The 14246-nt window shown below is 36.2% G+C and carries 12 protein-coding genes and 3 pseudogenes; 4 read left to right on the plus strand and 11 right to left on the minus strand.

The window, feature by feature from the left end; all coding sequences use genetic code 11:
- The coding region (locus tag WAX46_RS10315; RefSeq protein ID WP_336493791.1) for a transposase at window positions 1-189 on the minus strand (189 nt) is incomplete at its 3' end.
- A gap of 146 nt (window positions 190-335) precedes the next feature.
- Here WAX46_RS10315 and WAX46_RS15850 point away from each other — a divergent pair.
- Window positions 336-776 (plus strand): annotated as a pseudogene (locus WAX46_RS15850) (bile acid:sodium symporter family protein); the annotation flags it as partial.
- A 182-nt stretch (window positions 777-958) separates the two neighbouring features.
- Here the strand turns inward: WAX46_RS15850 and ku are convergent.
- Entirely contained in the window at window positions 959-1807 is an 849-nt protein-coding gene (gene ku, locus WAX46_RS10330; RefSeq protein WP_336493856.1) for a non-homologous end joining protein Ku, read from the minus strand.
- 115 nt (window positions 1808-1922) lie between these two features.
- Between ku and WAX46_RS10335 the strand changes: the two genes are divergently transcribed.
- Window positions 1923-3788: a DNA ligase D gene (locus tag WAX46_RS10335; RefSeq protein WP_336493857.1), complete on the plus strand. Its 1866-nt coding sequence runs from the start codon at window positions 1923-1925 to the stop codon at window positions 3786-3788.
- A 425-nt stretch (window positions 3789-4213) separates the two neighbouring features.
- Here WAX46_RS10335 and WAX46_RS10340 read toward each other — a convergent pair whose 3' ends face one another.
- From WAX46_RS10340 to vanR, 6 genes are all read right to left on the minus strand, one after another.
- Complete coding sequence (locus WAX46_RS10340; protein WP_226570080.1) at window positions 4214-4417, minus strand: hypothetical protein; 204 nt, start codon at window positions 4415-4417, stop codon at window positions 4214-4216.
- A 461-nt stretch (window positions 4418-4878) separates the two neighbouring features.
- A complete protein-coding gene (locus WAX46_RS10345) occupies window positions 4879-5991 on the minus strand; it encodes a Rap family tetratricopeptide repeat protein (protein WP_336493859.1) in 1113 nt (370 codons plus the stop codon).
- A 157-nt stretch (window positions 5992-6148) separates the two neighbouring features.
- Window positions 6149-6286: a hypothetical protein gene (locus tag WAX46_RS10350; RefSeq protein ID WP_336493861.1), complete on the minus strand. Its 138-nt coding sequence runs from the start codon at window positions 6284-6286 to the stop codon at window positions 6149-6151.
- A gap of 551 nt (window positions 6287-6837) precedes the next feature.
- Window positions 6838-7716: a VanY-A/VanY-F/VanY-M family D-Ala-D-Ala carboxypeptidase gene (gene vanY, locus WAX46_RS10355; RefSeq protein ID WP_226570076.1), complete on the minus strand. Its 879-nt coding sequence runs from the start codon at window positions 7714-7716 to the stop codon at window positions 6838-6840.
- 104 nt (window positions 7717-7820) lie between these two features.
- Entirely contained in the window at window positions 7821-8933 is a 1113-nt protein-coding gene (locus tag WAX46_RS10360) for a sensor histidine kinase (protein ID WP_226570074.1), read from the minus strand.
- On the minus strand, window positions 8926-9621 hold the full coding sequence (gene vanR, locus WAX46_RS10365; RefSeq protein WP_336493864.1) for a vancomycin resistance response regulator transcription factor, VanR-F/VanR-M family: 696 nt from the start codon (window positions 9619-9621) through the stop codon (window positions 8926-8928). Before vanR ends, WAX46_RS10360 begins: the two co-directional genes overlap by 8 nt.
- A gap of 245 nt (window positions 9622-9866) precedes the next feature.
- Here vanR and WAX46_RS10370 point away from each other — a divergent pair.
- Window positions 9867-10089, plus strand: a pseudogene (locus WAX46_RS10370) (IS1595 family transposase); the annotation flags it as partial.
- Window positions 10090-10779: 690 nt separating this feature from the next.
- On the opposite strand, the gene WAX46_RS10375 reads toward WAX46_RS10370, so the two are convergent.
- From WAX46_RS10375 to WAX46_RS10385, 3 genes are all read right to left on the minus strand, one after another.
- Window positions 10780-12048 (minus strand): Y-family DNA polymerase, encoded by a 1269-nt coding sequence (locus tag WAX46_RS10375; protein WP_226570068.1) that lies wholly within the window; start codon window positions 12046-12048, stop codon window positions 10780-10782.
- The gene (locus WAX46_RS10380) at window positions 12041-12370 is read right to left on the minus strand and encodes a YolD-like family protein (protein WP_336493867.1); all 330 of its coding nucleotides are present in this window, start codon (window positions 12368-12370) and stop codon (window positions 12041-12043) included. Before WAX46_RS10380 ends, WAX46_RS10375 begins: the two co-directional genes overlap by 8 nt.
- A 582-nt stretch (window positions 12371-12952) precedes the next feature.
- Window positions 12953-13186 (minus strand): IS3 family transposase, encoded by a 234-nt coding sequence (locus WAX46_RS10385; protein ID WP_336493869.1) that lies wholly within the window; start codon window positions 13184-13186, stop codon window positions 12953-12955.
- A gap of 900 nt (window positions 13187-14086) precedes the next feature.
- On the opposite strand from WAX46_RS10385, the pseudogene WAX46_RS10390 reads away from it, so the two are divergent.
- Window positions 14087-14173: pseudogene (locus WAX46_RS10390) on the plus strand (DUF3967 domain-containing protein); the annotation flags it as partial.
- Window positions 14174-14246 lie beyond the last annotated feature (73 nt).

Raw genomic sequence — 14246 nt, forward strand, 5'->3', positions numbered from 1 at the left:
ATATCGGACTGGATAATTTGTATATGACTTTGAAAAAGCTTTTTCGCCATGATATTGATACTTTCTGACCCAATATTGAAGTATACTTTTGTTCACGCCAATCTGTTTTGCAATTCTAAGCAAGCTCCCACGGTCAATGAGGTATCGTTTTACCGCTTTGATTTTATCTTCAATTGTAAATTTAGCCAAAGAAAAGCACCTCTAAATGTTAGACTGTGTCTAATATTTGGGGTGCACTTCAATGTGGGGTGTTTTTTGTTTACATAATATCATTATTGAAACAGATACAAATAATGGGCTGTTTTCCCATAATATTCGTTTAAATGAATCAATGAATGAACATCCTTTTAACCATTAGTCACTTTGCAGGAAGAACATTTACGATATGGGTCATTGTATTTGCATGTCTTGGATTTGCCTTTTCTGCTGAATTTGGCGTGATTGTACCTTATATCCCTTTTTTACTCGGTATCATTATTTTTGGTCCTGTCTGCTGAAGATTTTAAAGAGCTGTTTCAAAGTCTATTTATGTGCTGGGTTGACTCTTGCCATTTATTGCAATTCTATTAGCTTACGGATTACAGTTCCTTCTGAAATCGCTGTAGGTGTCATCCTCGTAGGCTGCTGCTCAGATGGGTAGTAGCCTCCAATGTATTTGCTAGAACTCTTGGTTACCTGTATCGCCGGGAGCTTTATTTTTGTCGATTGTACAAGTTGTGTTCATTCCTATTATTTTGGGAGTCATCGTGAAATTATTTTTTAAAAAACAAGTGACATATATTGAAACCATGATCTTGATAAGTTAATCATAGATGTCTTACTCATTTTGGTGTGTCTGAGATGGTCTGCTTCATCTAGTAGTCCTGTCAAATATGACGATGAATCTGTAATTTTGACTGTGTGGTTTTTTTATATTTGTCTACTTGACAGGATAAGACCAAAGTGAGCGGTCTTTTTCTTACGCATTCTTTTCTTTTTTAGTGGGTCCTTTTCTTTTCTTAGGGGCTGCTTTTTTCGCCTTTGACGGTTTTGATCGATCGATAGAAGCCTGCAAAGCTGCCATCAAATCGGTTACATTGGATGATACATCTTTCTTACCTATTATTTCTGGCTGAACGGTATGCTCACCAGATATTTTATCTCCAATTACATTCATTAGCTGCTCCCTGTATTCATCCTGATATGCATCTGGATCGAAGGTTGTGGTCAGCTGCTCGATTAAAAGGAGCGCTGTATCTAACTCCTTCTTCACAATGTTTTCCTCTTGCGGGATATTTGGCACGTCTGATACTTGTCTAATTTCGTCAGGGAAATGAATGGTTTCCATCAGCAAAATATGTTTATAACATCTGACAATCGCCAATTGTTCTTTTGAACGTATCATAATCTTGGCTACACCAATTTTTCCCGATTCTTGCAAGGCTTTTCTTAGTAATGAATAAGCCTTCGTTCCACCTGTATCTGGTGATAAGAAATAACTTCGTTCATAATAGATCGGATCAATGTCTTCTATCTTCACAAAGTCAATGATTTCGACGGCTTTTTCTTCATTTTCTTTTCGCAGTCTTTCTAGCTCTTCATTGTCCAATTCAATAAATTTATTTTTAGCATACTCGTATGCTTTGACTATTTGTTCTGGAGCTACCTCTTCACCGCAATTGGCACAAACCTTTTTGTAGTTAATGGGCGTATGGCATTCTTTATGTAGCTGTCTTAATTTAATATCTTTATTCTCTGTAGCGGTAAACAGCTTAACTGGAATATTGACCAATCCGAAGCTAATACCGCCCTTCCATACTGTATGCATCGTGACGCCTCCGTTCTTTTCTCCTTACTATGTAATGTTTTTACCAGACTTATGTATGTTTATGAAAATTTCATCCCAATCTAAGAACACACAATGTGAGGAAGTGAAAAGTACAATGAAACCTATGCGATTAACGTCTGCCCATGATATTCCTGTCGGAGCAGACTGGCTGTATGAATTAAAGTATGATGGATTTCGGACCATTCTTGTGTGGGAAGTAGACGAGATCCATTTGGAGAGTAGAGCTGGAAAACGATTAAACGACCAATTTCCTGAGGTGATTGATCAGTGTAAACAATTAAAGGATCGACTTGCTCCTTTTTTACCGCTAACCTTAGATGGAGAATTGGTCTATTTAATGAGTGAACAGCAAAGTGATTTTGCGAAGGTTCAGCAAAGAGGCAGGCTGAAAAACAAAGAAGCCATTCAATGGCAGGCTGAGCGGTTTCCATGTCATTTGATTGCATTTGATATATTGAAGTGTAAAGGGAAATCCCTCATTGATTTCCCCCTTATTGAAAGAAAAGAATGGCTACAGAAAGTGTTCCAACAGGCAAAGCTTCCACCTTCCGTTCAGCTGGATCATCCTTCCCTTCTTCAAATCATTCAAACAGATCGTAACCCTGAGCAAATGAAAGAGCTGATGACGACGCATTTAGCAGAAGGACTAGTTGCCAAAAAAAAGACGAGTAAATGGCATGATAATGCACGCTCGAAAGAATGGCTGAAAATCAAAAATTGGCGATACGTATCTGTCATTGTGACCCGTTTTGATAAAGAAAATGGCTATTTCCAAGGATGTATTTATCAAGATTCCGATCTCATAGAAGTTGTTCAATTCAAGCATGGTTTTTCTAAAGAAGAAGAACAAACACTGCGTACGTTATTTCAAACAAAAGGCCATCTGATAAAAGCATCACAATATGAAATCCCGCCATCTATTGTCGCAAGTATTGCTTGTGTATCCTTTGATGGATCAGCGTTAAGAGAGCCCCGCTTTTCTTCATTTTTACTAGATGCTGATCCAGCAGCGTGTACCTTTCAGCAAATGCTCAAACAAGTGTATCCGCTCCCAGCCGCAATTGATGTCACTCATCCGGAGAAACCGATTGTCCCGGTACTTCATATCACCAAAGCAGATTACTTACTTTATTTGAGACAGGCGGCTCCCTATCTATTGCCCTTTTTACGTGAAAGACGGCTGACTTTAATTCGATTCCCTCATGGCATTGGAGGTGAATCTTTTTATCAGAAATCGACGCCCGATTATGCGCCAAATTTTGTTGTGGTTGATCAAGTTCAAGATATTCAATATACAGTTTGTAATGATCCTAAGACATTACTTTGGCTCGGCAACCAGCTGGCGATGGAATTTCATATCCCTTTTGAAACAAGAGATACCGAGTGCCCAACAGAGATTGTCTTTGATTTAGACCCGCCATCTGTCAAAGAATTTCACCTAGCCATAGAAGCAGCAAAACGAATTAAAGCACTTTTAGACGAACTCTTCCTCACCGCTTTTATTAAAACAAGCGGCGGCAAAGGACTACAAGTTTATATTCCATTAAAGAAAAATGCCTTCACATATGAAGAAACGAGACAATTCACAGCTTTTATCTGTCAATTTTTATGCGAACAAGCGCCTGAGCTTTTTACACTAGAACGTCTAAAGAAAAAGCGCGGCAATCGTTTGTATTTAGATTACCTTCAGCACGATGCTGGAAAAACAATCATCGCTCCGTATTCCCCAAGAGGAAACGAGCTTGGACTTGTTGCAACACCGCTTGAATGGGACGAACTGAATCACAAAGAACTTCATCCTTCTCTTTTTACCATGTCGGCTGTCATTGAGCGTCTAAAGGAAAAAGGCGATCCATTTCGCCGAATGAGGCACATTGTGAATAATGATCCTTTTAGACAAGTCTTATATCAGCTTCAAGACATTTTACCACCTCATAAGATGGACATACGCAGTCATTAAGCGTTACACTTATTTATTTGAGAAAAAGAAAGGGAAGACCATTTTTCCTTATTCACAGGGTGTCTATTTTATGCTGATTATTCTTTTAAGTATAGACATAGGCATGCAGTCGACGAGCGCCCGCCCGTAAATTGAATGTGGCTGGCATTTCAACAACCGTTCTAACGAGTACACTTGCTATGCTCAGCGCTTATCAAATTCCAAAAAAAGAAGAACCCCTGATAAGCATATGAGCTTGATACGAATAGGATCCATTTCCTTTTACTGTCTAGGTCTGCTTTAGTTTGCATACGCAGATACCTCGATCAATTTCATGATTATTTGGCTGCCTGTTTGCATTTTAGGGGTGATTATTATCACTGCCACATGCAAACACCTTCACCAATTGAAATAGCCAACGGATATTTCAATTGGTGAAGGCTGAATTAAAAGCTCCTCACATAAAAGCCAGGAGGATGTCCCATGATGAACGTTGAGCCATACGGTCCCGAAAATGAACCATATCCGCCATACCCAGGATAACCACCTAAACCAGAGAACACACCAGGGCTCACATAATACCCGCCAAAGCCAATATGAGGGCCAACCGGTCCAATTCCATGAAAGCCTCCATATGCCCGTGTATACATACAATCACCTACCTTCACGATACACCTCATCTCATCATATGCATCACTAATGGAGGGGTGTTCGTGTTCCCTCTATTCTTTCAACTTCTATGTACAATAGCCCAATTTAATAAAATTTGAATGAAAAGTCCTGCAAAAAATTAAATTAAGCAAAAAAAGGTGACCTTTTTAACTTGTTGCTACTGCCTATGTTTATTTAGAATAATGGGGCAGGTAAAAAATTTGCACACCCCCTTTATTGCGAATTCTTCTTATTAAACGTTCTTGCAGCGTTTAATAAGAAGAGCCTATTCATACAAAAAACCCTTGCTGATATTATCAACAAGGGCAAGATTTGGATGGGTGATTAACCTCCTATAATTTTTTCTGCTACTTCGAATGAACCCGCAACGTTTTCAGTTAAAACAGCCGCAGCGATGGCTAAACCCACAACGAATAATACTTTTAATCCTGTTTTCATCTTAATTCAACCCCATTCTTTTCATATGTAAATCCGCTTCTAAGCTTTTATTCAAATAAAAAACAGACTGCTGAAAAAGTGCTTGCTTTTCACAATATTTTGCCGCAAAATGTGAAAGCTCTTTTACTTCATGATATTCATTCTTTTCTTCTAACTTTCTTAATTTCTCATCAATTTGCTGAAATCTTTGTGGCGCATTCGTTAAGTAAAGATCATGTACGATACCTATTTTTAGATGAATCACTTCATGAGAAGTATCTTTTATTCTGGCATAAGCAGCTTCTATATATTGGCTTGCACGCTGCTTTTCACCAATCACACAGAGTTCCCGGCTAATCAGATACGTAGAATTGAAAAAGAATTCTGAATCATAATACTCTTGATGGGACAACGCTTTTTCAAGATGACGTATTGACTCCTTCGGCTTGTTCCAAAATGAATATAAAATGGCCACATTGTGGTGATGCTGAGCCAGCATAAAGTCATCCTGCTCGGATGTCAGAACGTCTTCTGCCAGACGATAATTATCAAGCGCTTCTTCGTACCGGCCGATCTCTGTTAGATTCGCAGCGACGAGAGAGTATGAAAGTACCGTCCTTCTTTCATAATGCTTGTGACGTTTATAGACGTGAAGGGCTCTCCGGATATAACTTAAAGAGTACATAATATGACTAAGGCGATAGTAAAGCCACGCCACCTTAAAATCAAAATCAGCACGTTCAATCTCACTTGGGATTTTATCTAAGAGCTTTTCAGCACTTCGATACATCTGTAATGCAACCTCAAAATTTCCCTGATGCTGCTCATACACACCCTCATAAAAATCGAAATAGTAGGCAAGGCGATTAGACAAATCCTCATCTTTCTTGCCATATTGACCTTCTATACTTTTCGTTGATACACTGCCCTTTTGCCCTCGCAAATTATACATGAGAATGTGATGCCTTTTTTCAAGAAGAGAATAGTACATGAGGATGTCAGCATCGTCGATTTCCTCTACCGCTTGTTTCGCTTTGGCAAATAATCGTTCTGCCTCATCCACATGATCTTTTTTGATTTCCATGTTCCAGTCATTTAATAGTGATGCTAATTCCGCAACAGGAACTTTGCTCATTCTACGCCCCCAATCACCTTCAGGTATATCACATGATTTCACTAATATGGAACTTCTTGAACTTCTATTAGCAAATGCTAATTAGTCCATTTGACATCATTTTAATATGAATCACCTCAATCTTCAATAACCGTTTCCTTTAAAAATACGTTTTGCATCAAGTATTTTTGAATAGGATCGATACAAGACTTTCTGACAGCAAGTCAATCTCATGCAGCACGGTAAAAGAAGCTTTAAAACCACACAATTCTGTTTGTTCTTTTGTCTTATTGTTGATCTCTTTCAGTTGACTCATCAACAAGTTTGCCACTTTCAATCAGCCCAATTCAAATACTGTATACAAATCTATATGGCCTTTTATCATAAGCGTAAAATGAACATGAACAAAATAAGAACAACACTTTATAAAAGAGTGACGTAAACGCTGTTTAAAAGGGTACTGTCGGAAAACGTATCATGCGGCGTGCATCGGGGAAAGCATCCGGCAAACTAATAAAAAAGATATTCAAATAAAAAAACCTTTGTGGGGCTTTCTTCTAACTGAATTTATCGAAACCAATACTTGATGTGTGTCCTCTGATAGCCTCTTCATGGTTTTGTTAAAGGGCAAAATAACCAAGCGTGCTCAAAGTGCCAATAATGCTTCGGTGTAATCAACATGTACAATATTTGGGCAGACCTGATCATATGTAAATGAAAATCTAATTCCCCTTTCGATATTAACGAGGAATTAGGCTTTTGATTCTGCAACAATTGAGGCCAGTTTGTGGAGTAATCTTTACCTATAAACTTACTCTTACATTGATTGGATTTGGGTATTAAGTAAATTTCCTGTTTTTTCATTTATCATTCGTTATCGGTAACAATTACTCCCTCCATATTGTCACCTGAAATCTCATATTTGTGATTTTTCGGTAGATTAATGGTCATGTTTTCAGAAAAAGGGTAATAAGAAACTGTATATTGATTTCCTTCGACCGTAGCAGAAACCTTCTTTTTTTCCTTTAGGAAATCTAAATATTCTTCTAAAACAAAACCCTTTCCCTTCATAATCGCACTATGGGGAAAACCAACATAGCGAATATGCCAAGGCTCATATTGGATACCTGTAATATCAGATTTCCCCTTTGGATAGCGTAAAATAAAGCCGTATTTCCAAACATTTTTTTCTATCCATTTCCCTTCTGGTGCATCTTCCATCTTCATCTGTGTAGACCCTACATCAAGCGATAATCCCAAATTGTGTTCACTATAACCCGGAGATAAAGCGCGGTCATGTCCATATTTTTCATATAGTTCTTTTTGTTCCTCAAAACTGCGAAATCCACTTGTGATGGCGAAATTATGGATTCCATCTTTTCTAGCATCAGTGACTATTTCTGAAAATTTATGTGCAATATCCTTTGACATATAAATTTTACTATCTAATAGCACATATCCCTGTGTCAATTCATTGTGCATGGTTAAATTGACCACGTCTGTTTTAATACTCTCTTTGTGAACTGGGTATTCACTGTTGACCAAGAGCAGATTTCCTTGGTAAATTTGGTTTTCTGTAATATTTATTTGTTGACTATTTTCGGGAGCCCTTCTATCCTCTGCCTTAATTTTATTTGGATTATATATCTGCATTTTTACATTTGTTAAATCAGATTTATATTCAAAATATATGGATGCTAATAATAAGCTGAAAATTAGTAATAGCAAAAATCCCCACTTCTTCATGTTTCAATTTCCTCCTTACTCTTCTTTGTATCAAAGTATAGGTAAAAATAATTAAAAAAAAGAGTGGGTAAATCTTAAATTTTTCTTAAATCATATATTTGAAATCAATCTTCATCATTTGCTCCACTTTCCTTTGGTAATCGGACTTCAAAAGTTGTCTGTACGATGCTGCTTTCAGCAGTAATTGATCCATTATGCTGCTCTGCAATATTCTTCGCAATGAATAGGCCTAACCCTGTACTATCTTCTCGATGGGTTCGTGCTTTGTCGACGGTATAGAACATATCAAACAGATGCGGGAGTTCATCTGGAGGAATGCTGTCTCCATAATTCACAACTTGTATTACCACTTCATTTTCTTCAATAGAACCATTAATATCGACATACTGACCGTCATACCCATAACGAATTGCATTGGTGATAAGATTTTCAAACAGTCGTGCTAATAAGTCTCCATCGCCGATAATGGGTAAATGGATCGGAGTATTCATCCGGGCAATCAATTGATTGTTTTGGAATACTGGATACAATTCTTCATTTAATTGGTTTAGCAGATCAGCTAAATTCAATCTTTTTTTATCTACTGGCAACATTCCATAATTCATTTTAGTTATCTCAAATAATTCATCAATTAGCCTTTCTAAACGTTGGGATTTAGTAAAAGCAATCGTTAAAAAATGCCTGACTTGTTCTTTCGTTAAACTTTCATCTCTAAGGATTAAATCCAAGTAACCCAAAATAGAAGTCAGTGGTGTACGCAGATCATGTGCTAAGTTTACGACTAGCTGATCCTTACTGCTTTCCGAAAAGTCACCTCTTACTATAGCTTCTTTTAATTTTTCACTTGCGAGATTAATGTCTTTCGCAATATCGTTAAACTCATCATTTGATTGGATTTCAACTTTATACTGAAAGTCGCCACGAGCAAGGTAGTGAATTCCACTTGAAATCTCATTGAAATAGGTAGAATACCGTTTAGTAAGGAGAAAGAAAAATAATATCGAAAGTGGAATAAAGATAAGTAAAAAGAAGTTAATGTCTCCCATTTTTTTCATAAATAATCGAAAGTGGGCTAATAAATCGCCGTAATAAACCCAAGTATGATAATAATATTGAAGTATTTTAAAGATGATATATGTTATGGTACCAGACAGAAGCATGCTCAATCCAAATAACATAATCATTTTTGAGCGAAAATTCCCTATGATTTTAACCATTGAATGTATATCCAACTCCCCACACAGTTTTAATTAATTTGTTTTTCTGTTTATCTTCTTTAAGTTTTTTTCGTAACGTACGAATATGAACCATAACTGTATTCCCACTTTCAAAATACGCTTCGCCCCACACCTGCTGAAAAATGTTTTCCACACTATAGACTTTCTTTGGATGACTGGCTAATAAGTGCAAAATATCAAACTGTTTAGGAGTTAGCTCAATATATTCTCCGTAAAGGGTAACCGCACGTTGATCAGGAGAAATAACTAGTCCACCAAACTCTAAATTTGATTTATTTTCGCCCTTAGCTTGATTCAATGTCGTAAATCTCCGTAACTGGGCATTTACACGAGCTACCAATTCAATGGGAGTGAATGGTTTAGTCATATAATCATCTGCTCCAATTACGAGTCCCTGTACTTTGTCGAAATCAGATGTTTTAGCACTTAAAAATATGATAGGCATATTATGATGTTCACGAATACGGCGTGTTACTTCATATCCATCCATTTTGGGCATCATAATATCCAAAATCAGCAAATCAAAGACCTGATTCTCCACAACGCAAACAGCCTCTTGACCATTCGATACTTTCATAACATGGTATCCTTCTTTTTCTAAATGAAAGGCAATTAGATCAGCAATTTCCTCCTCATCATCAGCAATTAGTATTGAAATATTTTTCATATTTGCACCCCTAAATAAAGTTTCGTATATAGGCTCTATTCATTTCTTATTATATCTTTTCTTCTTCAAAAAAAATGTATTATTGTTGGGTCAAAAATAAACACAGCTCTTTAACTAAACTTCCCTTAGCTTAATGACAATCCTTTATCCATACTAAGTCTTACAAGAAAAATTTCAATAATAAGTGAGCGGCCAATGGCCGTTCTTTGTTCTACAATAAAAAGAACGAGAGAGAGTTGTTACGAATGGCATTGAAGGAGATTATTCGAGAAATCAGAAAGTTAAGTACAACAGACAATACCGTCTCAAAGAGTTCTTTACAAACTCTTTGGCTGCTTATGGACCTGTAAAGAGGTTTCAGAACAGAAGCATAAGATGTACTTGTTCACATTGCCATTCCAATAAAGCTGTTCGTTTCGGTAAATATAATGTGAAAATAAGCAGTCGCAGTTAGAACGCCAACGTTACTGATGCAAGTATTGTGGGAAGAATTTTACTGATGTAACGAATAAGAATTATTTGAAGTCCATGGCACGTTGGCACAATGACATAATCAATTAATAGAAAAAACAGACTAGGCAGTCTGCTTTTTCTTGAATACTTTATCAATAACAAACATGAAAAGCGTGAATAATAGAGACAAAACTAACATGTCTAGTATCGTGACATCTGTGCTCTTTTTCATTGCAACGAACCACAGCAACTGTAGCACAAGTGATATTACAAAATAAGATATGTACTTAATACTGTTCATATTAATTTGTCCCCTCTACTTTTGGCTTATTTTCCAATACAGCGAACGCTGAACCAAGCAAGGCTTGCGTATAATAACGCCACCCTTGACTGCGTTTTTTCCAACGATTTTGATGATCTCAACAGCTAATTTACAGTCAGTTTTTGCATTCCACCTGTGATAAACCCAAGTCCAGTGATGTCAATAACCCTATCGATCATACATGATTTCCAGGGTGCTGTAGAGATTTCCCCAGTTGATCAGGATTGAAGAGGATGCATTAAGAATTACATAATCAATTTAATATAAATATATCTCATGATTAGCCAGGCGCTTGATAGGACAGATTGTACATTACCATGGTGTTAGCGCATCCTCACTTCTTTTTGATTCAATTGTATAACAAGGCCATTATGATTTCAACATCAGCTTCTATGTCCACCGGTTAAACCGGCTCTGTATAATGCCGTCCCACCTTTAGTGTATGAAACAGCCCTTAGAAGCGAATTTGAGCCATATTTATTTCTAATTCCGTCCATAACATAACCTAACTGTCTTTTTTTCTCTAACCCCTGTTCATCAAATAAAGTGAGTTGTTGATTGGAATCTTCCTCAATTTTGCTTAATGTGACAGAAATACTTCTGACTGTTTTGTGCTGATAAAACGTGTTAAACAATTCGATACATGTTTTGTATATATCCATTGTGATATTTGTTGGACTTTCAATTGTTTTACTTCTGTGAAATCCCCCACCAAAATCCTCTTTGCTGTATCCTATCCCTAAACTGATTGTCCTACCCACTTTGTTATGTTCTCTCGTTCTTTTTGCAACTTCTTCACATATTTCAAGGATAACGGCTTTTATTTCTTCTTTCTTTGTGTAGTCTCTGAGTAGAATTTGACTCTTTCCAAAGCTCACTTGTCCCTGCAACATCGGAGTGCCTATTTCAGATAAATCAATTCCCCAAGCGTGATGGTAAATTTGATTTCCCATTATCCCGAATTTCTTTTCTAGAGATTCAAGTGAATATCTAGCTAATGCACCGACTGTAAAAATCCCCATTCTGTTCAAGTTTCGTTCCATCCTCCCTCCTATTCCCCACATTTTAGAAATTGGTCTAACTGGCCAAAGCTTTGCTGGTATGTCCTCATATCTCCACCTAACAATTCCATTGGGTGCTTTTTTACTTTCTAAATCAAGAGCAAGCTTGCTTATTAACATGTTGTCACCGATTCCAATTGTACAAGGCAGCCCAAACTCTCTCATAAGGGCATCTTGTATATGTTCTGTAATTTCTTCAACACTTTTCCACATTCTCATAGCTCCATCAACCTTCAAAAAAGACTCATCGATTGAGTAAGTGTGAACATCACATTCTGGGACATATCGATAAAACAACTGTGTGATTTTCGTTGAAACATTTATAAACGTATCCATTTTAGGATTAACAATATGGATTCTTGGATCATTAGGAATTTCAAATAATCTTGATCCAGTCTTAATTTTGAAATCTTGTTTAAGTTTAGGGCTTGCTGCTAAGACAACACTCCCCTGCCTCTCTGTGTTACCTACAACAGCCAAATAACACTCAAGAGGATCTAAGCCCATCATAACTGCTGAGATTGATGCATAAAAAGATTTCATATCAACACAGAGTATCTTTTTCCGTGGAAACTTGGTGTAATCAATCATAAGAGACTCCCACTATATCATCAAAAATAATAAAGTGAGTTTCATGCGACAAATCCTTTATATGTAGCATTTTCTTCTCGTAGTTGATGTATTGAGTATGACCAATAAGATTATCTATTCTTCCTGAATTGTAGACAGAAAAGCTTACAGGCTTGTTAACACCCATAGCATAGGCAATGATCGATTCAAATTCTTCTATTTGTTGTTCATCTATAATTGGTTTATCTGTTTTTTGCGTTTCTGCTAAATCGTGTTTAAGTCGTGTAACATGCTCAGGCAACATCATAGCAGTCCATTTGATCGTTCCTCTGTCTCTAAGCATTTAATCACTCCTTTTCGAATGATTAAATAGTAACAGAACAAATGTTCCGTTTCAATGTGTTACAGAACTTTCGTTCAATGTAAATTATGGAAAATAAATACCCTCCTTTAATTCCTTTTATACTATGAAACTGCATGATATTGAGGCTTTCATCTTATGGAAATCATTACATAATTTGAGATATAATATTTTTATGTACTAGAAGGTGAAATCATTTTTAAAACAAAATTGTGCTTCTTTTTTATATTCTCTTAGGGATAATTACGCCAGAAAGGCTTCAAAAGGAGTTAGTTGGGCGATGATTACATTAGCAGGAAGCATCTGTGGCGGAGCTTGTAATGTAACAATGGGTACAGCTTGTGCGCCTTGCTTTTATGGCTTAACATTCTTATCAGGGTTTAACATAGGCGAATGTTTCGGGAAAAAATATTAATAGATAAGGAATAAATATGAAAACAGTGGAAAAATTCCATTGGGGCATTATCAGCAGGCATTCCCATACAGGGCACGCTCATGATAATGCCTTTTTTGATAACATATGAAATGTAGACCGATGTTTGATCACGATGAAGTATACAGTTTTCAAGCAGTGCCTGTAGCTGATTCAATGTATTTCAAGTGGCTTTGTTGAATACGTTGTACCGTTTTATGATTCATTTTTATTTCTTTTTGCAGTAGAGCCGTTCTTTTACGATAACCATACGTATATTGGTGTGACTCACAAAGAGATGAAATGAGGTCGATTAACACTTGTTGTTTTGTCGGATGACCTTGTTTTTTCCAACGATAAAATGTTGATTTAGCGACTTCAAACATCTTACAGAATGTACTTATACTTACTTTGATGAAACCGATGTTTCCCCATATGATGCGCTACCATTTCATCCAAACCCTTGTGTTCTATTCTTAATTTCTAGCTTATCCATGATTTCTTTTGTAACATTTAGCATTCCTCCTTTCTTTGAAATACTTCTTTTATTTAAAGTCACTTAACGGCAGACTACAGTGTCTTTGCCATTGTTTATTATACCTTTTTTATCCTTCGAAATTCTTCAAGCATTACTTTTAATATTTGAGCTGTTGCTATCCTTCTTTGGAATACTTCGTTATCGGTTGAAAAATATTCTTTTCGTGGTAATTTTACATAAAGAAACATCTTTACACAATGAAAATAACCTTAAATTTCCCATCATATTCCCAAATGAAAAACAAAAAATGGTAGCATGAAAATATATGGTAAGTGATTTTTATAAGTCAATACTACAACGTCTCTTATGATTCTTTATGAAACCATTTTTTCGACTCTCTTATGATTCCCCAAAATAGGAATCTGTATAGAAGTACAATTAGGATAAAAGTATAAACAAACTCAAAGGGAGAGAATGGTTCATAATCAATTATGTATGTATTAATAAAGATTAATATCAAAGAGAGCAATTCCATTAAAGAATCTATGAATCTGTTTTCTTTGTACACGTCCCTTGTCTTCTTGAAATTAAAGATATCTTTAATTTCCCCACTGGAAAGTCCTTTTATCAGACCTAAACCAATAAGATACACCCCAAAAGAAATCTCATAGGACAAATTAAAAATCTGTGTTAACACACAGTAAATTAAAGTGAATAAGAATAAATACATTTTATTACTCTCCTTAACCTCTTAAGTATTTATAAAACACACCATAAACAGCTAGAATGATTTGAAGAACAGCAAAAAAAGCGAGATGAAAATCTCATGCTCGCTTTGAAAGAATCCATTGAAACAAAAAAAGTGTTGACAATTTTGGAAATAGAACACACATGACAATATAGCTATTATTATTATTAACATTAAGCCAATCAAGGGAGAAGCAAAATAAGCAGTTGAGCCAGATGAA

Source organism: Bacillus sp. FJAT-53060 (assembly GCF_037104745.1).
In the GTDB taxonomy this organism is placed as follows: Bacteria; Bacillota; Bacilli; order Bacillales; family Bacillaceae; genus Bacillus; species Bacillus stratosphericus_B.

What these genes read in the sequence shown, in the direction of transcription:
- ku (WP_336493856.1), bottom strand. Translation starts at nt 1,807, where the DNA reads ATGCATACAGTATGGAAGGGCGGTATTAGCTTCGGATTGGTCAATATT.
- WAX46_RS10340 (WP_226570080.1), bottom strand. Translation starts at nt 4,417, where the DNA reads ATGTATACACGGGCATATGGAGGCTTTCATGGAATTGGACCGGTTGGC.
- vanY (WP_226570076.1), bottom strand. Translation starts at nt 7,716, where the DNA reads ATGAAGAAGTGGGGATTTTTGCTATTACTAATTTTCAGCTTATTATTA.
- WAX46_RS10350 (WP_336493861.1), bottom strand. Translation starts at nt 6,286, where the DNA reads ATGAGTCAACTGAAAGAGATCAACAATAAGACAAAAGAACAAACAGAA.
- WAX46_RS10335 (WP_336493857.1), top strand. Translation starts at nt 1,923, where the DNA reads ATGAAACCTATGCGATTAACGTCTGCCCATGATATTCCTGTCGGAGCA.
- WAX46_RS10360 (WP_226570074.1), bottom strand. Translation starts at nt 8,933, where the DNA reads ATGGTTAAAATCATAGGGAATTTTCGCTCAAAAATGATTATGTTATTT.
- WAX46_RS10345 (WP_336493859.1), bottom strand. Translation starts at nt 5,991, where the DNA reads ATGAGCAAAGTTCCTGTTGCGGAATTAGCATCACTATTAAATGACTGG.
- WAX46_RS10385 (WP_336493869.1), bottom strand. Translation starts at nt 13,186, where the DNA reads ATGTTTGAAGTCGCTAAATCAACATTTTATCGTTGGAAAAAACAAGGT.
- WAX46_RS10380 (WP_336493867.1), bottom strand. Translation starts at nt 12,370, where the DNA reads ATGCTTAGAGACAGAGGAACGATCAAATGGACTGCTATGATGTTGCCT.
- vanR (WP_336493864.1), bottom strand. Translation starts at nt 9,621, where the DNA reads ATGAAAAATATTTCAATACTAATTGCTGATGATGAGGAGGAAATTGCT.
- WAX46_RS10375 (WP_226570068.1), bottom strand. Translation starts at nt 12,048, where the DNA reads ATGATTGATTACACCAAGTTTCCACGGAAAAAGATACTCTGTGTTGAT.